At 60.1% G+C, this 22,187-nt stretch carries 17 protein-coding genes; 13 read left to right on the forward strand and 4 right to left on the reverse strand.

Going from position 1 to position 22,187, the window contains the following annotated elements; genetic code table 11:
- Nucleotides 1-695: tyrosine-protein kinase family protein (locus FJ548_RS18120; protein ID WP_140778592.1), on the forward strand; the 695-nt coding region annotated here is incomplete at its 5' end.
- 76 nt (nt 696-771) lie between these two features.
- Nucleotides 772-2,997, forward strand: coding sequence for an oligosaccharide flippase family protein (locus FJ548_RS18125; protein ID WP_140766154.1), 2,226 nt, complete (start codon nt 772-774; stop codon nt 2,995-2,997).
- Between the two features lie 234 nt (nt 2,998-3,231).
- Here the strand turns inward: FJ548_RS18125 and FJ548_RS30505 are convergent, their stop codons facing one another.
- Both FJ548_RS30505 and FJ548_RS18135 read right to left on the reverse strand, forming a co-directional pair.
- Complete coding sequence (locus FJ548_RS30505; RefSeq protein ID WP_246671587.1) at nt 3,232-3,405, reverse strand: hypothetical protein; 174 nt, start codon at nt 3,403-3,405, stop codon at nt 3,232-3,234.
- A 98-nt stretch (nt 3,406-3,503) separates the two neighbouring features.
- Complete coding sequence (locus tag FJ548_RS18135) at nt 3,504-4,181, reverse strand: helix-turn-helix transcriptional regulator (RefSeq protein WP_140612174.1); 678 nt, start codon at nt 4,179-4,181, stop codon at nt 3,504-3,506.
- A 290-nt stretch (nt 4,182-4,471) separates the two neighbouring features.
- Here FJ548_RS18135 and FJ548_RS18140 point away from each other — a divergent pair, with 290 nt between their 5' ends.
- A complete protein-coding gene (locus tag FJ548_RS18140) occupies nt 4,472-6,214 on the forward strand; it encodes a PAS domain S-box protein (RefSeq protein ID WP_140778593.1) in 1,743 nt (580 codons plus the stop codon).
- Between the two features lie 95 nt (nt 6,215-6,309).
- Here the strand turns inward: FJ548_RS18140 and FJ548_RS18145 are convergent, their stop codons facing one another.
- A complete protein-coding gene (locus FJ548_RS18145) occupies nt 6,310-6,987 on the reverse strand; it encodes a response regulator transcription factor (protein ID WP_140612110.1) in 678 nt (225 codons plus the stop codon).
- Between the two features lie 562 nt (nt 6,988-7,549).
- Here FJ548_RS18145 and FJ548_RS18150 point away from each other — a divergent pair.
- From FJ548_RS18150 to FJ548_RS18190, 9 genes are all read left to right on the forward strand, one after another.
- Nucleotides 7,550-8,272 carry an NDP-sugar synthase gene (locus FJ548_RS18150; RefSeq protein WP_140612108.1) on the forward strand — a complete coding sequence of 241 codons (723 nt, stop codon included), beginning with the start codon at nt 7,550-7,552 and terminating at the stop codon, nt 8,270-8,272.
- Between the two features lie 47 nt (nt 8,273-8,319).
- Nucleotides 8,320-9,456 (forward strand): DegT/DnrJ/EryC1/StrS family aminotransferase, encoded by a 1,137-nt coding sequence (locus FJ548_RS18155; RefSeq protein WP_140766156.1) that lies wholly within the window; start codon nt 8,320-8,322, stop codon nt 9,454-9,456.
- A complete protein-coding gene (locus tag FJ548_RS18160; protein ID WP_140612104.1) occupies nt 9,453-10,127 on the forward strand; it encodes a sugar transferase in 675 nt (224 codons plus the stop codon). Before FJ548_RS18155 ends, FJ548_RS18160 begins: the two co-directional genes overlap by 4 nt.
- Nucleotides 10,128-10,172: 45 nt before the next feature.
- The gene (locus FJ548_RS18165; RefSeq protein ID WP_140766157.1) at nt 10,173-11,177 is read left to right on the forward strand and encodes an SDR family NAD(P)-dependent oxidoreductase; all 1,005 of its coding nucleotides are present in this window, start codon (nt 10,173-10,175) and stop codon (nt 11,175-11,177) included.
- Nucleotides 11,174-12,397 carry a hypothetical protein gene (locus tag FJ548_RS18170; protein ID WP_140778594.1) on the forward strand — a complete coding sequence of 408 codons (1,224 nt, stop codon included), beginning with the start codon at nt 11,174-11,176 and terminating at the stop codon, nt 12,395-12,397. The genes FJ548_RS18165 and FJ548_RS18170 overlap by 4 nt, the downstream gene beginning before the upstream one ends.
- Before the next feature lie 40 nt (nt 12,398-12,437).
- A complete protein-coding gene (locus FJ548_RS18175; protein WP_140766165.1) occupies nt 12,438-13,697 on the forward strand; it encodes a polysaccharide biosynthesis/export family protein in 1,260 nt (419 codons plus the stop codon).
- A 122-nt stretch (nt 13,698-13,819) separates the two neighbouring features.
- Entirely contained in the window at nt 13,820-14,695 is an 876-nt protein-coding gene (locus tag FJ548_RS18180; RefSeq protein WP_246678703.1) for a class I SAM-dependent methyltransferase, read from the forward strand.
- A gap of 399 nt (nt 14,696-15,094) precedes the next feature.
- Nucleotides 15,095-16,807, forward strand: coding sequence for a type I secretion system permease/ATPase (locus FJ548_RS18185; RefSeq protein WP_246678704.1), 1,713 nt, complete (start codon nt 15,095-15,097; stop codon nt 16,805-16,807).
- A gap of 26 nt (nt 16,808-16,833) precedes the next feature.
- Entirely contained in the window at nt 16,834-18,177 is a 1,344-nt protein-coding gene (locus tag FJ548_RS18190; protein WP_140778631.1) for an HlyD family type I secretion periplasmic adaptor subunit, read from the forward strand.
- Between the two features lie 139 nt (nt 18,178-18,316).
- Here FJ548_RS18190 and FJ548_RS18195 read toward each other — a convergent pair whose 3' ends face one another.
- The gene (locus FJ548_RS18195) at nt 18,317-19,738 is read right to left on the reverse strand and encodes a hypothetical protein (RefSeq protein ID WP_140778595.1); all 1,422 of its coding nucleotides are present in this window, start codon (nt 19,736-19,738) and stop codon (nt 18,317-18,319) included.
- A 622-nt stretch (nt 19,739-20,360) separates the two neighbouring features.
- On the opposite strand from FJ548_RS18195, the gene glmS reads away from it, so the two are divergent.
- Complete coding sequence (glmS, locus tag FJ548_RS18200; RefSeq protein WP_140778596.1) at nt 20,361-22,184, forward strand: glutamine--fructose-6-phosphate transaminase (isomerizing); 1,824 nt, start codon at nt 20,361-20,363, stop codon at nt 22,182-22,184.
- Nucleotides 22,185-22,187: the final 3 nt, after the last annotated feature.

Below are 22,187 nucleotides of genomic sequence, written 5' to 3' on the forward strand. Positions count from 1 at the left end.
TGGTTCTGAGCCAGCTGACCTCACCGTTCAGCCGTGCCGTGACGTCCGTTCTTGTCACCGCTGCGCCAACTCAGGGGAGGGGGCATCCGCCACACATCATCCTCGTAACGTCCAGCGTCCGGGACGACGGCAAGACCGAGTTGGCATGGAGTTTGGCGCTTGCGGCAACACGGCTGGGAGGAAGGGTGCTTTTCCTCGACCTTGACCGCAAGGACGTGCGGCTTACGAACGAGTTTCGGGGCGAATTCAGCACTGTCAAGGCTCGCAACTCCTTTGGGGACTATGTGAGTGACCGCTGTGTTCTGCAGGACGCAGTCACGAGAATGCCAGAAATCGGCATCGATCTCATGGCTGCTCCAGCACCCTCGGATGACCTGCTGACGCTTCTGTCGACCGTGGACAGGTCCCAGTTTACCGATGAGTTGCTCTCGGTTTACGACATCATCATCATGAATGGACCCTTGGGTCTCGGAGGGCCTGAAACCAGGCTTCTGAAGCGCTGGGCGGATGCGGTGCTTTTTGCCGTTCGCTGGGCCAGGACGCGGCGCAGCATTGCCCGCGGTGTTCTGGAATCACTGCGAGCCGGTGGGTCCGTCAGCGTTCCAGTGGGAAGTGTGCTCACCCAGGTGAATCTCAAGAAGCATGCTGGCTACAGTCTCGGAAACAGCGCCGACCTCCTGCTGACGAGGGTTTGATGAAGGCCGTCGTCTCTACCCTCGAAGGAATATTACCGGGAACCAAGTGCGTTCCCATGATGGGATCTGATCCGGAATGATCATCGAATTTTTCGGATCCCCAGGATCCGGCAAAACAACGTTTGCGCACGCGCTCGCAGAGCAGTTGCGTGGGAAAGGCTATCACGCCAAGGTCGCTCTCAGCTACAAACCCGGCACCAGGGCCGGAAGCTTCGACCTCGGGATTTTCTTGTTCGTCTCACGAATCGTATCGGCAATCTTTTCGACCGCACGAATATTGATTTCTTCCAAGGGAAGGCCGAACGATCTCTCCATTTCATTGTCGTTGGTACGGCTGATACCGCCAAAAAGGCGAATATGGCGCGCTCGAATCTGGCAATATATCTTGCACCTTTCACGTCGCTGGAGCCGTGCGAAGCAATCGTCCGAAATAATAATATTCGATCAAGGATACGTTCAAGCGATTGGATCGCTGGCGGCATTCAACGGGAGCGCTGATCATGCCACGCTCGCAAAGGCGCTCAGCCTCGCGCCGCCGGCCGACCTCACCGTCAGGCTGGTGGTGCCATCTGCGGTCGTGGAGAATCGCTTGCGGCGACGGATGGAGCGCGAGCCGCCGGCGGAGCGAATTTTCGAAGCTGACATGAACGTGAATATGCGTTCTCTTGGTGTGTTTGAATCTATAAATGATCTTCTCGCGATTTCCGGGCGAAAAGTCATTTCCGTGGAAAACGCCGACGGTCGATCAAAATTCAACAGTATTTGTAAGGTCGAGAAACAAATCATTTCCGCACTTTCGCGGACAGATAAGGAAGTCGCGGCTGGAGGCCAAAGACAACGCTCTCTCGATAGCAGTGCCACCGCAGGTCTCGATAATCGCTTTTATGCAGAGTCTCCGAACCGTCCCATGGATGTTCCTCCCGCAATCGCCGCGCCTTTGCGGAATAAGGATGTGGGCTCCCGGCTCGCTCGGGCGAGCGTCTTCGCCCTCTTGATCTATATCGGAGGTGCCGGACTGACCAGCCTTGCACAACTGGCCATTGCACGCCTCATCGGGCCTCGCAACTACGGGATCTATTCCTACGTTCTGGCATGGACGTCCGTGCTCGCTTACCTGGCAACGCTAGGGTTCAACGTGTCCTTGTTGCGTTTTGTACCTGCCTATAGAGCCAATGGCAGGCTTGATCTGGCGCGAGGGGTGATAAAATTCGCGGTGCAAAGATCGCTATTGGCGGCGTCGCTATTCGGGATAACGGGCGCTGCCTTGGTTCTCCTTTTTTCGGATCATACGCAAAACGGACTTGAGACAAGCATTATGCTTGGCATGGCGGCCGTACCCTTGATTACCGCTTATGCTATCGGCGCTACGCTTGTACGTGCTTTTGGCGGCGTCGTCTCGGCGCTATTGCCGGAGCGCATCGTGCGAGACGGGCTCCTGCTGGTGTTGGTGGCGATGATGGCAAAGTTAGGATTGCGGGCCGTTCACGCGCCGGAGGTGATGCTGGCGGTGCTGATAAGCTCCGCGGCCACGGTTGGGCTGGTGTTCATCACGGCGGCGAAGTTTGAACCGCCCGGCCTGCGGCAGGCCCGGCCCAGTTACGAAGCGAGGGAATGGTGGCTTGCCGTGCCTCCGCTCATGCTCATCACCGGTCTCGATGTGTTTGTCAGCCGGGCCGGCGTGCTGGTGTTGGGGTGGACCAACCATATCCGCGAAGCGGGTATATTCGCCCTGGCGTTGAACGTCGCGATGCTTGTGGGGCTCTCTCGCATCGCCGTCGCTACCATGTTTTCGCCAACAGCGGCCGATCTGCATGCCAGGGGAGACCGCAAAGGCCTGCAGCAGCTGTTCGCGCGGGCCACCTTGCTTTCTGCTGGCGGTGCCATCGCAGTCGCCATCCCGATGATGGTGATTGTCGAACCGTTCCTGAGCTATTTCGGTGAGGGCTACACCGCGGGAACGCCAATCGCTCGGGTTCTCATCTTGGGATATATCTTTGTCGCGCTGTGCGGGCCCCAGCAGAATCTTTTGGCAATGACCGGAAACGAATGGGCCGCAGCCACGACCATGATTGCCGGTGCGGTGGCCAACATCATAGCCTGTGCCTTGGGCGTCGCGATATACGGCCCGATTGGCGCCGCCGTGGGTGTCGCGCTTGCGCTGGGCATCTGGAGCGTTGCCATGGCTATCTATATCGGCAAGCGACTGAAGATCCTGCCTGGCTTGGTGTTTGTCCTGCTCTCGATCAGGCCAGGTGCGATCGGCGGCCAGCAATGGAATTGGTTCTTGAGGGTTGGCAAATGACAGCTGTCGATCCGCGGTGAACGTTTGCCGTTCTCGGCTGGCAGCCCTTTCTGCGAAAATTCCGGTATCATTCGACAAAACGGTGTAAGCCGTCCTCGTGGGCTGTCGCCGATGCGAAGCCGACAGCCCGGCGAAGATCGCTCGCATCGGCGCCGGTCCCCAGTGCATCGCCTGGAGGTAAGGAAACGTCGATGCGAAGGTCGCGGCGGCCAAGGGCCGTCTCGATGATGGCGATCAGGCGTTGATTTCTTCGGGCCGGTCATCGCCGATCTTGCAGATCCGGTGTGGTGCCGAACTCGTGGCGGGATCGACCATGCGACTGTCCCAATCCGGATCCGGATGCGGCGGCATGGCAAGCACGCGGCCCCCTTCGACGATGTCGTCGATATAGGTGAAATCCCGCCACACGTGGCTGTCAGTCCTACGATCTGTGCAACGCAGCCGCGCGGCTGCGTTGCAACGCCGATCTCCGATCGCGTGAACGCGGTGACACCCCGGCGCCTATCTCATGGCAGGACCGAAATGCGCCCCAGAAGCGCCACCAACTCCGCCTGCCGCCTTGTCTCGGTCTTGGCGAACAGCGAGGCGAGCTGGGAGCGGATCGTCGTGCGGCTAAGGTGCCAACTGCGGGCGATCTCCAAAGGCGCGTCGCCATGAGCTAGGCGCAACGCCAGCTGCGTTTCCGCGCTGGTCAAGCCGAACATTCTTTGCAATGTCTGAGGGTTCGCCGCCGACGTGTTCTCCCGATCCAGCAATGCGACGATGCTTGTCCCGTCAGGAGCGATGACGCCCGTCTCGTTCAGGATCACCGGCTTGTCGCCTCTGCTGCGGATCACCACCCATGACAGTGAGCCTGGCTGGAAATGCACCGGAACATTCGCGACCAGCCGCCTTAGCCCGGCAGAAAGCTCGCAGGCCGTATCGGCCGCTTCGCCCTGGCGTTCAAGCGTGTCTTGAGCGGCCGTGTTCCATTCGATTACTTTCTTGTCGCGGTCCAGCACGAGATAGCCGCAGCCGATGCGGTCAAGCATGCCGGTTATGGATTCCAAACTGCGTCGCTGCGGCCCGCCAATTCTGGCGTCTGATCGATCCGAGAAGTGTGTCGAGCGTGCATGCCCGGTATCCCTCAACACAATATATTGGCTACCTGCAACCGTATCGTTGCGCCTGTCAATCAGTGTCATCGCTTCTACCCCAACCCTTGTTGCATTTGACGCAAGTAAATGACGTGTAAATTTACCTGCTTTGATTTCCGTCTTTCGACAGGGATCACACTCCTCTGGCTTGAATTTCGACACGGTTATAGGAATCCGCGTCAGGTTTCTTTCGCAGCTTTCGTTGGATGCGCGTTCCTGATGAGCCCTTCCGCAATGATTCTAGTCCCCGGCAAAGGCGTGGCAATCCAGCAGTGGGATTAGGCTGCCCCCTCGCGGCCTAGTCTCGACGGGCTAGACGGAAGGTTGTAGTCTTGGGCATGGGTTCGCATCTGCGTTGGCTGGAATCGAACGTGTCAGGCACCCCGTTAGCTCATGTGGCTTCCCTATTGGTGCTGGCAGTATCAATAATATTCGAAGTAACAAGTACGGTATATGTTGGCCAGGACACGGCGTTTATGGCGTCTATTCCTGCTATTATTGTCGTTGTATACCTCGAAGGCCGTTTGGCTGGCATCGTTGCGACGCTTCTTATGGCCGCCCTCGGCTTGTGGGTACGACGCGTCCTGAACGCTCAACTCTCTGCCGAAGATTGGACCCGCGCCATCTTCCTTGTGGTCTCGGGCGGCCTGATAGCGCTTGTGTTCCACCGCCTGCGACAGGATTTGCGTGGGGCGCTTGAGGTTGCGGAGGCGAGGCTTGCCGCCATCGATGCGGCCGAGAGCCGTTATCGCTTGGCTTTCGAACGTGCCGCCTTGGGTTTTGCAAACACCAATCGACGCGGCGAACTGCTGCAATCGAACAGACGCCTCTGTGAGATGACAGGCTACGCGGAACGGGAACTTGCCCAGCAACCGCTCGAGGCACTTGTTCTTCCCGATGATCGAGATGCCGTGCGGGAGTTGTTGAGAGACGTGGACAGTGGCGCCGCATCGTCCGCCGCGGACATCCGCCTGCTGAGAAAGGACGGCAAGATATTCTGGGCGCGTCTGGCCGTGTCTTCATCGCGGCCTGATGAGGTCTCCACCGAGAGCGTGTTCGTGGTGGTTGACGACATTTCGGAGCGACGAGCGGCTCGCGAGGCGCTCCGGGCTCAGAAGGAGTGGCTTGATCTCGCTTTGTCTGCCGGACGCCTGGGAACATGGCAAATCGACCTCAAGGAGGGGACAGTCGCAGGCTCCGACAAGTTCTGGGACATTCTCGGTCTGCCGCCAACGCCCGTCCGCCGCTTGGAAGAGCTCTCGGCCGTGATTCATCCGGCCGATTGGCCGAAGCTGGCGGCTTCGACCAAACCCTCTTCGGCGGTGAACTACGACGTCGAGGTCCGTGTCCGGCGGACGGACGGTCATGTGCGCTGGATCGCTCTGCGCGGACGCCAGGAAAGACACGGCGATCGCCAGTTGCGCATCGGTGTGGCTGCCGATCTCACCGAGCGCCGACAAACCACGCTTCTGCGCGCGGCCGTAAAGAAACGCGAGCGCATCATGCGCGAAGAACGCCATCGGTTCAGCAACCTGTTCCCAGTGATCACAGCACTGGTGAAGATGATCAATGTTCCCGAGAACGACGTTGCCAAATACAAGGAGATGCTGGTCGATCGGATCAAAACGCTGGAAGCGACGCATCTGCTCCTGTCAGGTCATAGCAGTATTTCAGGGATGCTCCACGATCTCGTGGAGCAGGAATTGCGACCCTTCAAGGAGACCCGTGACATAACGATCAGCGGCCCCTCCATTGTCGTGCCAGTTGGCGCCGCCGAGAGCTTGGCAATGGTTCTTCACGAACTGACGACCAATTCGGTGAAATACGGCGCGCTGGGTAATCCGCAAGGCAAGGTCGACGTAAAGTGGGAGTTCGCATCCGACGGCGCAGGTGATGATGTCGTCCTAGACTGGGTGGAATCAGGACACCGCAACAATTCAGGCGTCGTGCGCCACGGTTTCGGCTCCATGATCATCGGCGTGGACGGCGCGCCGCTCGTCGGTCATTCCCCGAAACTGGAAATATCGGAGCACGGACTGCGATATTCGTTACGGCTGTCACGAAAGGAAATCCAACTGTAGAATGTGTCGTCCGTGAAACGGTCTCGTGGCGCTTTAGGTTTTCATCCTTGGGATGTCCCGTTCCCAACGTAGTTGCCCGCCATGGGCGACAGGCATCAGGTCACATCTTTCGATAGCCAGGTTTGCAGCAAAACCGCTGCTTCAGTCCGGTTCCGCACCCCAAGCTCGCGCAGAATGGCAGCTGCATGGATTTTCGTTGTCGCTTCGGCAATATCCAGATTGCGGGCGATCTCCTTGTTCGAATACCCTTCCGCCATCAGCTTGAGGACGTCCTTCTGCCTCGATGTCAGTCTAGCGAGGTTGCCTGAGTTCACGCGCTGACGGGTCGGATTTTTCGCGGAGGACTGCGGGGCGTAGGATCTCTGTCCGGCCGACGTCCGGGACAAGAGCGCCGGCACGTAGATCCGTCCCGACAGGATCTCGTTGACGGCCATCACAACTTCTTCATCCCTCTGAGATTTGACGATGTAACCGTGAAGTCCGATCGAAAGAGCGGTCAATATCTCAGAGCGCGAATCGTCCCCCGAAACGATCGCGAAGCGTGTATCAGGATAGGCGGACAGAACGTCGCCAAGAACTTCCTGATGAAACAGTCCGGGCATATTTAAATCGAGGATCGCAAGATCGATGGATGCCTGCTCCTCGAGAAGACTGACCACGGCGTCGAAACACGCAGCCTCGAAAATTTCGGCACTTGGAATTCCAGCCGTGAGTGCCAGCCGAAGGCCGCGCCGATACAAGCCGTGATCGTCGGCGATGACGATCCGATACATTGAACTACCCCAACACTTGCTCGGCTCCGACGAGAAAACCCGCTGAAGCGTCCCATTACTCTGTGATGAACCGAGCCGCGGTGTCCCAAAATCGCAGCCAACCACTGGTCATGACATCACGATGATATCCACGGCGCTCCCATCCGAAGATATCAAGTATGGCTAATATAGTCCTAAATTGCGAAAAAGCTTCTGTTATTTTTTCTTAACTTTCGCGTGAGGTGCCTGCCTCCCGAACCATACCGGGTGCCCGGTTCCGATGTCCGGACCAGTGGGCCGTACAGCCTATTGATGCCGGCATAACACATGCGAGCTTCGTTCGTCTCACGGTCAGGTCCTGAACGCTTAGATCTGCCCTTGACCTCGCGGCTATTTACTACCGGAAACGCGTCGGATCGTTGCCATTCGAATGCACGACGACAGCCACCCCGGCGGTCACATACCTTCACTCATGATGTTCGGATTGCCGCCGAGGGTCGGATCGGATCTGACCGGGTGCCGGATCCGGATGAACTCGAACACGAATGCCCGGATACGGCCAACTGCAAATCAGGAGGATCGGATGAAAGCGGTGATTCAATGCGGTGGGATGGGTACGCGCCTTCGGCCTTTCACGTCGGTCTTGCCGAAACCCTTGATGCCGATAGGGGCTCGGCCGGTTCTTGAGTTGCTTCTGAAGTGGCTGCGGCGCAACGGCATAGAAGAGGTTTATATCACGACCGGCTATCTCGGGCACCTGATCCGCAGCGTCTGCGGCGACGGATCGCAATGGAATCTGAAGATCAGATACACACAGGAAATGGAGCCGCTCGGCACCATCGGGCCTCTCTCCCTGATCAGGGATGAACTGAACGATACATTTGTCGTGCTCAACGGCGATGTTCTCACCGATCTAAGCCTCAGCCGGTTTGTCGCCGCGCACCGTTTGCACAAGGATCCGGTTACGATCGCCACGGCCTGCCGGCTGATCAAGATGGACTTCGGCGTCATCGACGAGATCGACAATGCCGTTCAGCTCTTTCGGGAAAAGCCGACACTTTCCCATCTCGTCAGCATGGGGATCTACTGCATGAACCCGGACGTCCTGCGGTTCATTCCTTCGGGCATACCATTCGGGTTCGATGACCTGATGCTCCAGATGATGCAGGGCGGCACGACCGTGCATGTGTACAAGCACGACGGTCTCTGGCTCGATATCGGTCGCGTTGACGACTTCCAGAATGCACAGGCGATTTCCTGGGAAGAGCAGTCGACCTCAATCGAGGTCGCCGCCGCGGCCGCATAGAGAATTCAGATGAGGCCGAACCGTAAATAAGAGTTCAGGAGGTCAAGATGCTCTTGGTGAGCGCCCCGATCCTAGGCGTGCCGGAGAAGGCAGCTCTATCAAAAGTGATTGATAGCGGCTGGCTTACAATGGGAGAGCGGGTAAGAGCTTTCGAACGGGCCTTTGCCGACATGCATGGCGCGCAGGATTGCGTTGCGGTCGGTTCCTGTACCGCGGCGCTTCATCTCATCCTGCATGCATTGGGAATTGGCCCGGGCGACGAGGTGCTGGTGCCGTCGCTGACCTTTGTGGCGACCGCCAATGCGGTGCTGTATGTCGGGGCGACGCCGGTCTTTGTCGATATCGAGTCGGTCGACGTGCCGTTGATGTCGATTGCGGAAGCCGAAGCGCGGTGCACGCCACGCACAAAGGCGGTCATTCTTGTTCACTTCGCGGGCTATCTCGCCAATCGGGAACAATGGCAACGATTCGCCCGTGCCCGAGGGCTGCATATCATCGAGGATGCCGCGCATGCTCCCGGCTTGAGGTCGGTGGGGACATTCGGCGCCGCTGCTGCCTTCAGTTTCTATGGCAACAAGAACATGACGACGGCGGAAGGGGGAGCCGTGATTGCCCGCGACCCCGATCTGCTCGACCGGGTTCGCCAGGCCCGCGGGCATGGGATGACCACAGGGACGCATCAGCGGCTGAACAGTCGCACCCCGCAATATGATGTCACCATGCTTGGCTTCAACTACCGCATGGATGAGCTGCGCGCGGCGATTGGACTGGTTCAACTCGAGAATCTGCAGGAGTGGAACGAAATCAGGCGTATCCTGGCCGTCCTGTACCAGCGCCTCATCGCAGAACGTTGCCCTGCGGTGACAATTCCCTTCAGCGAACCCCGGACGTCGGCTTACCACATCATGCCGATCCTTTTGCCGCGCTATGCGAGGCGGCAGGACATTATCGATGAACTGCGGACTCAGGGCATACAGACCACGATTCATTATCCACCGGTGCACCAGATGACATTCTATCGTGAGCGTTATCCCGGCACCAATCTGCCGCGGACAGAGGATTTTGCTCAGCGAGAGCTGACAATTCCACTGCACCCCCAGATCACTTCGCCTGTCGCCGAGGCGGTTGTGGCCGCGCTCGCAGCCGCGCTCAACAGCGGCGCTCAAACAGGAACTGCGGCATGAATGCGACGGACCTTTCCTTTCACCGGCGTCTCGTCTCAAACCGCACGCATGGCTTCGCGAGACGTGCCATCGATCTTGCCGTCGCAGGCGCCGCAATTGTCATTTTGGCACCGCTGATGCTGCTGATTGCCGTAGCGCTTCTGCTCGAAGGCGGCCGCTCCGTCTTGTTCGTACAGACCCGCATGGGCGTGGGTGGCCAACCCTTCCGTATGTACAAATTCCGCAAGTTTGGCGTGGACTGCAGCCCCCATGGGTTCGCGCTGACCGTCGTGGGCGACAGCCGCATGACGACGGTGGGCCGGTTCCTCGCCGCGACAAAGTTCGACGAGTTGCCACAGCTGTGGAATGTCCTCAAAGGCGAGATGGCGATCGTCGGGCCGCGACCCGAGAGCCTGGCGTTCGCCGATTGTTTCCGAGGTGGCCTGGAGGCCGTCCTGCAATACAAGCCTGGCCTGCTGGGCCCGACCCAGGTTCTTTTCCGGCACGAGGCGCATTTCTTTCCACAATCCGTGGATCCGATCCTGTTCTACCGGGAGGTTATGTTTCCCGCCAAGGCCAAACTCGACCTTTCCTACTATCCGCAGCGCACCATCGTCTCCGACATCGTCTGGATGCTGCGCGGCTTTCTGGCTGTTGTCGGCTGGGTTCCATCACCGCCGATCGACGTATGAAACCCAAATGGGAAGCCCCCCAGTCAGCCAAGGGAATGCGCGGTCATGAGTTACAACGGCAAGAAAGTTCTGGTGACGGGCGCGGATGGGTTTATCGGCTCGCATCTCACCGAAGCGCTCGTTCGCAACGGGGCGGATGTCACGGCTCTGGCGCTCTACAATTCCTTCGACAGCCACGGGTGGCTGGACGATTTGCCGGACAACATTCGGAGCCGGCTGAATCTTGTCCGCGGTGATGTCCGCGACTGCGCGTTCCTGAACCGGATCATGCGTGGTCAGGCCGTTGTGTTTCATCTGGCTGCCCTTATCGCGATTCCATACTCCTATGCGGCTGCCCAGTCCTATGTGGAAACCAACATCCTGGGCACGGTGAACGTCCTCGAAGCGGCGCGCCAGTGGGAGACGGAGCGAGTGGTGCATACCTCCACGAGCGAGGTCTATGGAACCGCCCTGACCATGCCCATCCGTGAGACTCATCCACTACAGGGACAGTCGCCATATTCGGCCTCCAAGATCGGTGCCGACATGATGGCGGAATCCTACGCCAGGTCGTTTGACCTCCCGGTCGTGATCATGCGGCCGTTCAACACATATGGTCCTCGTCAGAGTGAGCGCGCCATCGTGCCGACCATCATCCGGCAGGCCCTCGATCCGAACTGCCCGGCGATCATGGTCGGCGACACAAGCCCGATCCGCGACCTGACCTTTGTCGAGGACACCGCGGCGGCGTTCCTGACCGCGGGCCTGGCCGGGCTTGAATTCGGCCACGCCTACAATGCCGGCAGCCAACGCGCCGTGACCATCTCCGACGTGTTGGATCTTGTCCTCGAGTTGAGCGGTTCCAAAAAACCGGTCCATCGCGACGAAAGCCGTCTGCGGCCGCAAAATTCGGAGGTTCGCGCCTTGCTCGCGGATTCCTCGCGCTTTGAGAGTGAGGCTGGATGGCGGGCGCAGACCAGCCTGCGCGACGGGTTGCAGCGAACGATCGCATGGTGGCGGGCGCGCCTTAGCGAAGGCCGGGTACGGCGCGAAAAGGGTTATATGACATGATCCTGCTCCGCCGGCATGTTTTGGCGCTGTTGCTGATCGCCGGTGCCGTATTCCTCAATATCTATACGGCCGGCGGACGGGCAAGCAGCGTATCGGAGCAGTCGGCCGCACCGGCGGCGAAGAACCTGCCTGACTATCTGCGCGAAACAAAGGATGCGGTGTTCGGCACCGCGATCGTGCGGATCACCAGACCCGGAATCCTCGGCCACGGGATTGTATGCGGCAAGAAATACTGCACCCACCGTTATTCAAGCGCCCAGGCCTGGAACGCGGACCAGAGTCTTCTCCTTATCGTCAACGGTTGTGGTGCCATGTGCTTTCTCGATGGGCATACCTACGTTCCATTGTTCCGCCGCGACCGCTCGACCGAATGCGAATGGCATCCCAAGGATCCCAACCTGATGATTTGCGTTGGTGGCCGGCGGATTTCCACCTGGGCGCCACGCACCAATCACGAGGATATCGTGTTCGTCTCGGCAGCCTATCGCAATCTGCAGTTCGGGCCCTACAAGGGCAATCCGAGCCGAGACGGCAACCGCATCGCGGTGCGTGCAACGCGTAATGACGGCAAAGCGGTGGTCTTTGGCTATGACCTCAAGCTGCGGCAGAAATTCCCGGATATCGATCTTGCGCAACTTCCGGGGGCCACCAACGCCTGCTCGATCTCCCCGCACGGGATCAACATTCTGTGTTCCCAGGAATTGCCGGACGGCAACGAACCGAGCTTCATCTTTTCGATCGATGGCGTCTTGCGCCAGAAGTGGACAGAGCATCACCGGCCCGGTCACGGCGACATGACGGTCGATGCCGACGGCGCCGAAATCTATGTCGGGATCAGCAAATCGGACCCCGACAAGTATCAGGTGATCAAACGCAGGTTGACCGACGGCAAGGTCACCTCGCTGATGAAGTACGGCGAGGCCATGCATGCGTCCCTCAGGTCCCTGGACAGGCCCGGCTGGGTGTTTCTGAGCTATGGCGGGACATCGGCCGAAGTGTCGAAGCACCAGGATTGGGCGCCCTATGCGCAGCAGGTCATCGCGCTGCGCACGGACGGCAGCGGAGAGGTCCGCCCTATCGTCAACACGCAGAACGCGCAGTTCGACTACTGGAACGAGACGCATGCCTCGCCATCTCCAGATGGCTCACAGGTGGTCTGGTCTAGCAATTGGGGCGTGCCTGGCGGCCCGGTGTACGATTTCGTTGCTCGTGTTGAATAGCCTTGGCAGCAGGTGTCGAACCAGAAGGAGATTGTTACAAATGGCCTTCACTAAACGAACCGTTCTTGCTTCCGTTGCCGTGATGTCCCTGACATCGATGGCCGCCGCGGGCGACGTCGGGCCCTATCAACTGTCACCTGGCGATACCGTCGAGATAGGGATAGCGCCGATTCCGGAGCGAACGCAGCGCGCCGTGGTCCAGATGGACGGCAATATCGCCCTTCCCGAAGTCGGGATGGTCATGGTCGCGGGCCTGACGGCGTCTCAATTGCAGACGCGCATGCAGGCGCTGCTGCCGACCAAGATTTTTCATGCGCGCCTGCCCGATGGACGGGAGCAAATGGTTGTCGTCCAGCCAAGCGACGTCACCGCCGTCATCGCCGACTACCGTCCGATCTACGTGATGGGCGACGTGCTCACACCGGGACAGCAGGCCTATCGTCCGCTCATGACCGTACGGCAGGCGCTCGCCGTCTCCGGCGGCTTCAGCCTTTTGCGGTCGCGGGCAGGCCAGACCGGACCCGATCCGGTTGACCTCAGGCGCGATTACGAAACGCTTTGGGGCGACTACACCAAGGATTATTTTCACGCCGCCCGTATCCGCGCCGAACTTCAGGACCAGGCGGACTTCGACAAGCAGACCCCACAGGGATCGCCTCTTTCGCCTAGCATCGGAGCCGCGATCGCCCAGGCTGAAGCGGATGCGCTGAAGATTGCGCTGGGCGATTTCCAGCAGGAGCAGACTTTTCTCGAGAAGGGCGAAAAGGACGCGGCCGATCAGATCGACGTTTTGCAGAAGCGCGAACAGGTCGAGGCCGAGGGTGTGAAGGCGGATCAGGAAGACCTTGCGCGCGTCACAAAGGTGTTTGAGTCAGGCAACCTGACCAACAACCGGCTCGCGGACGTCCGGCGCGCCTTGCTTCTGTCTTCAAGCGGCGCACTTCAGACATCGGTGGAGCTCATGAGGGCGCGACGCCAGCAGGAGGACTACGTCAGGCAGCACGAACGCAATGACAATCAGAGGAGGATTGGCTTGCTGACGGATCTGAAGGACACCAACGCGAGGCTCGCCGACGTCACCGCCAAACTCCACGCCGCCAGCGAAAAGCTGCAACCGAGCGGAGCATCGGCCCAGCCATTGCCGATGGCCGGCGAAACGATCCGGGCCCAGGTCACCATCGTGCGCAAGGTCGGCGATGAGTGGCGCAAACTCTCGGCCGACGAGGACACGATCGTGATGCCAGGAGACACCGTCGAGGCCAAGTTCAGCAGTGATCTGCAGAGCGCGGCAATCCGGTAGCGGCCACGATCGTTGGCCGATAGAAACGGGCTTGGGAAACTCACTGTTCGATCAGGCAGTCGAACAGAACCGAACGGGAGATCCTGGTGAGGCTCAATTCCAAGCGAAAGCCGACGCGGTCGATGAACGCGGCTCAAATGGCCCAGCCGGCAAGTTATGCTTTCGATCCGTCTTTGGCGGTGCAAAATCCCTTGATCGAGTCCCGGACCGGTGGACCTGGACTCTGGCAGGACCTGACGTCCAACCAGAAGGTCCACACGCAAGGCGACCGGGCGTCGGACAACTACAGAGCCAGCCATTGCGCGCGGGGCTATGGCGCGCATTACAACAAAACGCACGACTCCGGCTATTACGGCGCGCTGTGGGATAAAATCGAAAGGCCCCTGATCCTGGGTGTTCTTGGCCCAATGGGTGGAGCCGACCGAAAGTGCCTCGATTTCGCATGCGGAACAGGTCGCATCACCAATGTCGCGGCTGGGCTCTTCGGCGAAGTGGTCGGCGTCGACGTCTCCAAATCCATGCTTGCCTGCGCGCGGGTTCCCCACAATGTGAGGCTGCTTCACATCGATATGACAATGGAATCCCTCGACGAGACCTTCGATATCGTAACGGCATTTCGCTTCTTTCTGAATGCGGAGGATCGACTGAAACAGGAGGCGCTGAGAGCGATAAATCTGCAGCTGAAAGACGGCGGACGGCTGGTGTGCAATGTTCACATGAACGCGACGTCGCCCGTTGGCCTGGTCTGCCGGCTGCTCAACCGGTTGTTTGGACGCACAATTCGCAACACGCTAAGCGAAGCGAGGTTCAAGGAGCTCCTGACCGCGTCGGGATTCCTCGTCGAGGAGGTGATACCTTACGGTTATCTGCCCCGGCCGGGACGCCTCTTGCCAGGGCTGTGCGAGGCGTTGATGGAGCCTTTCGAGAAGGCGTCCAGAACCCTTCGCATCCCCGGACAACTGGCGCAGCATTTCCTGGTTGTTGCGAAGAAGCGCTAGAAAACGGAATCGCAAATGGCCCGGTGAAATGGCTACGAGCCGGGAACCCGGCCCGCCCGCGGAGCGAATCACCCCCCCCAAAAAAGATAATGCGGCGTCGCTCTCATTGACTGGAACGCTTCGATCCAGGCTTCCGGAACACCCTAGATGGCGGTTTTCCCCCGATTTGACGCGTCAGTTTCGGGTTTCTCTGGCTGGCGTCACGATTTCGCTGCATTTTGACCGAAGGGCACATACGTTAGCGGGGCGTAATGTTAGAAAGCAAAGAGGGACAACGCTCCTGAAAACCAAAAATTTGTCCATGGCCGTCGGAGCCGATGGGCCTGCGCGACTGTTTTTTGCCAAAGGTCGCAGGTCATGACCCCCGGTGGAAGACGCTCGCCCGATCTGCGCGCCGCCATGCTTGGCACCGCGCCTGGGCTGATAGGTGTTGGCCTGTTCTCGGCGGTCATAAACATTCTCGCCCTGACCGGCTCCGTCTATATGCTGCAAATCTACGATCGCGTTTTGCCTTCGCAGAGCATTCCGACGCTTGTCGGATTTACCATCGGAATGCTGGGCCTTTACGCGGTCTACGGGTTGCTGGATTTCGTGCGGCTTCGCCTCCTGGTTCGAATCGGCAATCGCCTCCACAGAAATCTGCAGCAAAAGGTCTTCGGCCTCTCGCTCTCCTTGCCGCTTATCGGCGGGCAGGATGCGAGCCGGATACAGCCACTTCGTGACCTGGATCAGTTGCGCGGCTTCCTTTCCGGATTGGGACCGACCGTCATCTTCGACGCCCCGTGGATACCGTTCTATCTGCTGGTCATCTATCTCCTGCATCCTTCGCTCGGTCTGCTGGCAGCGAGCGGTGCGATTGTGGTCGTACTGCTCACCGTGGTGGCGGAGATCCTTGGCCGCGGACCTGCGGCGCGCGCGTCCGAGACACTTGTGTCGCAACGGACCCTTGCCGATTCCGGCCGCCGCAACGCGGAGGTTGTGCGCGCGATGGGCCTTTCCGGACGGCTCGCCCGTCGCTGGGCCGAGATCAATCAATCATATCTCACGCACCAGGAACAGCTCTCCGATATTGTCGGCGCCACCGGTTCCCTGTCGCGGGCGCTGCGGATGGCTTTGCAATCCTGCGTTCTGGGGCTAGGTGCCTATCTCGTGATCGGGGGTGAAGCGTCCCCCGGTGTGATCATAGCATCTTCCATATTGCTGGGCCGCTCGTTGGCCCCGGTTGACGCGGCCATCGCAAACTGGAGGGGGTTTGTGGCGTTCCGGCAAAGCTATTCACAGCTGGCGGCGGCGTTGGCCGCCTTCGGCAGCCAGGGCGAACTCATGGAACTGCCGCGTCCACAGGCAATGCTTGCGGTCGAGGAGTTGACCATAGTCCCGCCCGGTCAGCAAAGGCCGACCGTCACCAATGTCAGCTTCCACCTGTCCGGGGGAGCAGGGATGGCTATTGTTGGCCCAAGCGGCTCTGGCAAGACCACGCTTGTGCGCGCCTTGGTGGGTGTGTGGCAACCGCTTCGCGGAACGGTAAGGCTGGACGAGGCCTCGCTCGACCAATGGGGCCAGGAACAGCTTGGCGCTCATATCGGCTACCTGCCGCAAGATGTTGAACTGTTTGATGGAACGGTTGCCGATAATATTTCGCGATTTGGCGGCAAGGGCGACGCCAAGGGCGTGCTGGCTGCTGCCAGGGCCGCGGGCATCGACAAGATGATCATGCGCTTGCCGGATGGTTTTCAAACACGGGTAGGCGAGGGAGGGGCGGCCCTGTCGGCCGGACAGAGGCAACTTGTCGGACTTGCCAGGGCACTTTATGGCGACCCGTTTCTTGTCGTCCTCGACGAGCCGAATTCAAACCTGGATGTTGACGGCGATGCCGCCCTGGCCGGCGCGATCCTGGCGGTACGCCGGCGCGGAGGCATCGTCATCGTTGTCGCGCATCGTCCTTCCGCCCTTACCAATATCGACAAGGTACTCGTAATGTCGAATGGCATGCTGCACTCCTTTGGCTCGCGCGAGGAGGTCCTGGCCAACGTTATCCGGCCCTTCCCCTCGGCCGCTGAACGGCCAGCGTCGGTGGTCCCGATGCAGAAAGGGGTGAGCGGTCATGCGTGAGGTCCTGTTCCATGTCTGACGCGACGATGTTCTTATATGCGCCGATTGGCGATGGTAGCCGAAGGACCGAGGCCAGTTCGGCCGATATGCGGGATGATATCCGTGCCAACCTGATCCTGGGCGTCGCGGTCACGGTTCTGTTGATCGCCGGCGGAGGGCTTTGGCTTGGTTTGACCAAAATCGCCGGCGCGGTGATTGCGCCAGCCACGGTGGTGGTCGAAACCAATATCAAGAAAGTCCAGCATCTGAACGGCGGCACCATCGGCGGTATCTTCGCGCAAGATGGAGACCATGTGCGGGCGGGCGATGTGGTGGCCAGGCTGGACGACACGCTGACTCGGGCCAATCTGCAGATAATCAGTGAGGACCTCGATCGCGCGACCGTTCGTCTTGCGCGGCTGGAAGCCGAGCGGCAAGGCCTGCCGGATATGCAGCTTCCGTCCAGCCTTCAGACGCGGATGGGCGACCCGGAACTGGCTGCACTCGTCAGCGGCGAACGCGCCCTGTTCGAAAGCCGCGCTGCCGCGTTGACGGGGCAGAAGGCGCAGTTGCAAAGCCGCTCAAAACAACTTGAACGCCAGATCGATGGCCTCAAGGCACAGCAGGCCGCGGAAGATCAATCCGTGACCCTGCTGGACGCGGATCTTGTCGACGTCCAGGCGCTTTTTTCCAAAAAACTGGTGTCCAAGGAGCGGCTGAGCAACATCAGGTTGGATGCCACCCGGGCGCACGGAGAGTCAGGGCGTCTCGCGGCGGCGGTCGCCGAGGCGCAGGCCCGGATCAGCGAGACCGAATTGCAAATTCTTCAGCTCGATGAACAAAGGCGCAGTGAGGTAACCAGCGAGCTACGCGAAACGGAAGCCAAGCAGACCGAACTCAACGAGCGCAAGGTTGTGGCGCAAGACGAGTTGACCAAAACCACCATCCGCGCTCCGCAATCGGGAACGGTGCAGGAATCCACCATCCACACAATCGGCGGCGTGATCGCTCCTGGGGAAGTGCTCATGATGATTGTTCCCGACGCCGACAACCTCGTCGTCGATGCGCTGATTCCTCCCTCACGCATAGATGACATTCGACCAGGCCAGCGGGTCTCGATCCGTTTTCCGGCTTTCGATTCCGGCACCACGCCTGCTTGCCAAGGATCGGTCAAACGCATCTCTGCCGATCTGATCAAGGATCAACAGCGCCAGCTCTCGTATTTCTCGGCGCGTATCAACGTCGAGAACAAGGCGGCCTGCCTGACCGATGCCAAGGTGCTCAAACCAGGCATGCCGGCGGAGGTTCATATAAGCACCGACGAACGCAGCGTCTGGTCCTATCTGCTGAAGCCGCTTACGGATCAGATGTCCAGGGCCTTCCGCCAATGAACCATCGGAAGCGAGCCGCAATACGAGCGACCCTGCCTCCTAGAGCAATCCGGAGAAAGTGCGTACGGTTCTCCGTCCGGAATTGCGTAAAAACAAAGAGTTAGAGGGGGTCAACGATTCTATCAAACGCTGAACCGCTCTAAGACCCGGTGAGCGCCCTGCGACGAACGCGGCGCGCGGCCCGCGCTGTTCGCTCTGCCGTTACGGGAGCCTTGGCTACATCGATCTTGTGCGGCAAGCCGTTTGTGGCCACATGGAGTCTCTCAAAGGGCAGCAATTCCCTGATCCGGGCGTTGACCAATGCAATTTCGGCCCGCAGGTCTTCGCATTCCTGCCGGCGGATATCGAGTTGTATCTGATCGGACGCCTGCTGCAGTGAAAGCTGTGAGAAATTGGCGGTTAGCTTCGAAAGGTTCTGCTTGTCGGTTTCGGCCTCCTTGGTGAGAGCAGCCAACCTTTCATCCGCGACCTGCTTTTCCGCCACGGCGTCGCTCCATTGATGCTTGAGCTTGGCGATCTCATCCGAGGCTTCTTTATTTGCGCTTGATGCGAGCTCCAGTCGCGACTGGAGGTTCTGAATCTCGGAACGCAATCCTCTGATCTCGGCACGGTAGCGTTCGATCTCGGCGTTCTTGTCCGCCTCCGTGATACGGGCGGCTTCCGTCACCTCCGACAGTTTTGCCTGGGCGACCTCAAGCGACGTATGGAGCCGTGTCGCTTCCTTTTCGCTCCTGCCGAGCGCACCCAGCATTTCGGAGTTTCGCGCCGCTTCGTTGGCGTGGATCGTGGAGAAGGCGTCGAGTCTGTGCCGCGCTTCATCTTCCCGCTTTAGCGCCTTTTCGAGGTCGATCGACAGGCTGACATTCTTTTCCCGCAGCAGTTTGTTTTCGCGCGCGCGCCTGTCAGCCTCGACGGTTACGGCGGCAAGCGTGTTTGTGAGGTCTCCAAATTCCGCTTCGCTTTTTGCGTTCGCGTTCGCTGCCTCCACGAGTTCCAGCCTTGCCGCGGCCAGTGCGCCGCGAAGCGCCTCGCTGTCTTGAACCAGGCTTGTCTCGCGCTGCTGCAAAGTCTCCACAATGCTTTCCCGCTCATGCTGCCTTCGGTTCAGGTCATTGAGCTTGTCCGACAGGACCCTTTGCTCCGCCGTCAGGCTCTGATTCGTCAGTTCCAGTTCGTTGGCGCGGAGAATGTCGGCGTGAAGGATATGGAAGAATTCGCGGGTCAGGTGGTGCGTGCTTGCGATCTCCGACAGTCTCGCGTTGATGTCCTCGAAATGGACCTTCGCATCGCGAAACAGCCCATCGAAGGACGTCAAGGCGGCCATACGGCTCTGCGTATGAGAGGTCAGCCGTCGCGCGGTTTTCGGGGTGCTCGCGTCGTCTTCGGTTTGCGCGCCCTCGTCTTGCTCCATGGACGCCTCGCCCAGGACATCGTTCTCTGCCGGCGCCGACAGGTCGTCCAAACCAATGCACTCGTCGACGGCGTCCGCCAAGTCAGCTTCGAGTTCCTCGAATGACTTCTCCGCGTTATCGGCTCGCCTGATCAGATCCCTGAGCTTCATGCCCTACATCCCCCTACGGCATGCCTGGACCCAGCAAGGCACGCGGACTGAGATACCCTTTGTATCGGGAGATCCGTTGAGCGTCTTCGTGCAATCAAACGATGCCAAGCTCCGGCGATTTAGCGCTGTCACCGCAGGAATCGTCGAGAACTCGCGAGGCAGGCCTGAGGTTTGATGGTGGTCGATCACCTGCAAGGGCTGCCTGGAGGCTCTCGCGTCAGGCAGCCCTTCTTGCGTTCATCCTGACGTCACCTGTTGCCTGAATTCAGCGCCGCTTTATCGGGCGGCCCGACAGCCTCTTGGAGGGGGGCATCAGGCGGCCGGGCCTAACCGGCGGTTGGGTGTGTTTTGGTTTGCCGGCTGAGCCACCCTGCACCTCATTCGATGAACGCGCATCATTCAAACGAACACTGCCGTCGCGATAGGCACCACTCAACCAGCTGCGTCAGGCCCCAGCCCCGGACCAGCGTCCACTTGGATCAGTCGGTTTCAAGCACGAGAGTCCGGGCTCCGATTAACGCATTGGGCTCCTTCAAATGAACGATCAGCCCGTTATCAAGGAAGGATAAGGTGGCTCTTACGGCAATAAGGCCGGGATTCTGCCGGCAATGGAGGCAACGCCATGTGCGGTATCGTTGGGATCGTCGGCCACTCGCAGGTTGCGCCACTCATCGTCGATGCGCTGAAGCGTCTGGAGTATCGCGGCTATGACTCGGCCGGCATCGCCACCGTCGAGCGTGGCAAGCTTGCCCGGCGCCGCGCCGAGGGCAAGCTGGTCAACCTCGAGCGCCGGCTCAGGGACGAGCCGCTCGACGGCACCATCGGCATCGGCCACACGCGCTGGGCAACCCATGGCGTGCCCAACGAGACCAACGCGCATCCGCATTTCTCCGAAGGCGTGGCCATCGTCCACAACGGCATCATCGAGAATTTCGCCGAACTGCGCGACGAGCTGACGCGCGACGGCTATTGCTTCGCCTCGCAGACCGACACCGAGGTCGTCGCCCATCTGGTGGCGCGCGAACTGGCCAGGGGGCTGCAGCCGGTCGAGGCCGCGCACCAGGCGCTGAAGCGGCTGGAGGGCGCCTTTGCGCTGGCCATCATGTTCAGGGGCGACGACAACCTGATCGTCGGCGCCCGCAACGGACCGCCGCTCGCCGTCGGCCATGGCGATGGCGAGATGTTTTTGGGCTCCGACGCCATCGCGCTCGCCCCGTTCACCAATTCGATCACCTATCTCGAGGACGGCGACTGGGCGGTGGTGCGCCGCGACGGCGTCGCCATCTTCGACATCGGCGGCGAAAAGGTCGACCGCAAGCGCCAGCAGTCGCTGTCGACCAGCTTCATGGTCGACAAGGGCAACCGCCGCCATTTCATGGAAAAGGAAATCCATGAACAGCCCGAAGTGATCTCGCACACGCTGGCGCACTATGTCGATTTCGTCTCCGGCGTCTCGAAGCCGCTCGACCTGCCGTTCGATTTCGCCAAGATCGGCCGGCTGGCGATCTCGGCCTGCGGCACCGCCTATCTCGCCGGCCTGATCGGCAAATACTGGTTCGAGCGCTATGCGCGGCTGCCGGTCGACATCGATGTCGCCTCGGAATTCCGCTACCGCGAGATGCCGCTGTCGGGCAACGATGCCGCCTTCTTCATCTCGCAGTCGGGCGAGACCGCCGACACGCTGGCCTCGCTGCGCTACTGCCGCAAGGCCGGCATGAAGATCGGCGCCGTGGTCAATGTGCGCGAATCGACCATGGCGCGCGAATCCGATGTCGTGCTGCCCACACTTGCCGGTCCCGAGATCGGCGTCGCCTCGACCAAGGCCTTCACCTGCCAGCTGTCGGTGCTGGCCTCGCTTGCGGTGCGCGCCGGCGTGGCGCGCGGCGCGATCTCGACGGATGAGGAAAAGACCCTGGTGCGGGCGCTTTCGGAAGCGCCGCGCTATGCCAACCAGGTGCTCAAGCTTGAAGCGCAGATCGAGCGCATCGCGCGGGACCTGTCACGCTATTCCGATGTGCTCTATCTCGGCCGCGACACCAATTTCCCGCTGGCCATGGAAGGGGCGCTGAAGCTCAAGGAGATCTCCTACATCCACGCCGAAGGCTATGCGGCGGGCGAGCTGAAGCACGGGCCGATCGCGCTGATCGACGAGAACATGCCGGTCATCGTCATCGCCCCGCATGACCGCATCTTCGAAAAGACGGTGTCGAACATGCAGGAGGTGGCGGCGCGCGGCGGCAAGATCATCCTGATCACCGACGCCAGGGGAGCGGCGCAGGCGAGCGTGACCACGATGGAGACGATCGTGCTGCCGGACGTGCCCGAAATCATCTCGCCGATCATCTATGCGCTGCCGATCCAGATGCTGGCCTACTTCACCGCCGTGTTCATGGGCACCGACGTCGACCAGCCGCGCAACCTGGCGAAGTCGGTGACCGTGGAGTAGGTA

It is taken from the genome of Mesorhizobium sp. B2-4-17 (assembly GCF_006441275.1).
Classification (GTDB): domain Bacteria; phylum Pseudomonadota; class Alphaproteobacteria; order Rhizobiales; family Rhizobiaceae; genus Mesorhizobium.